Origin of the sequence: Psychrobacter sp. TB55-MNA-CIBAN-0194, from assembly GCF_040309505.1 — a bacterium.
GTDB classification, from domain to species: domain Bacteria; phylum Pseudomonadota; class Gammaproteobacteria; order Pseudomonadales; family Moraxellaceae; genus Psychrobacter; species Psychrobacter fozii.
Map to the genome: position 1 here is coordinate 1 of NZ_JBEOOW010000049.1, position 389 is coordinate 389.

Genomic DNA, 389 nt, shown 5'->3' on the forward strand with positions numbered 1-389 from the left:
GCATGAGGCAGTCGCAGAGTCAGCGGCAGTTGGGGTGCCAGACGAAGTGCGTGGTCATACCATTAAGTCTTATGTAGTGCTAAAAGATGGTATCAAAGGCACAGACGAGATTGCTAAAGAGATTCAAGACTTGGTACGCAGGCGTCTATCAACTCATGCTTATCCACGTGAGGTTGAGTTTGTGAAAGAGTTGCCAAAAACCCCAAGTGGTAAAATTCAGCGCTTTTTGCTGCGCAGTTTATCTGCGGCTTAATAAAGCAATACATTCATATCGTCAGGTTAAGATAAAAATCGATAACTGATAAAAATAACAGTGAAAATATCAATTAAAGGAAAAATTATGCAAATTGAACAACACAGCTTTTTGGTCACGGGCGGTGCGTCAGGTC

The 389-nt window shown here is 42.2% G+C and carries 1 protein-coding gene; it reads left to right on the plus strand.

The window, feature by feature from the left end:
* Nucleotides 1-253 (plus strand): AMP-binding enzyme (locus AAEY75_RS14195; protein WP_502944416.1); only part of this gene is annotated, 253 nt, incomplete at its 5' end.
* Between the last annotated feature and the right edge of the window lie 136 nt (nucleotides 254-389).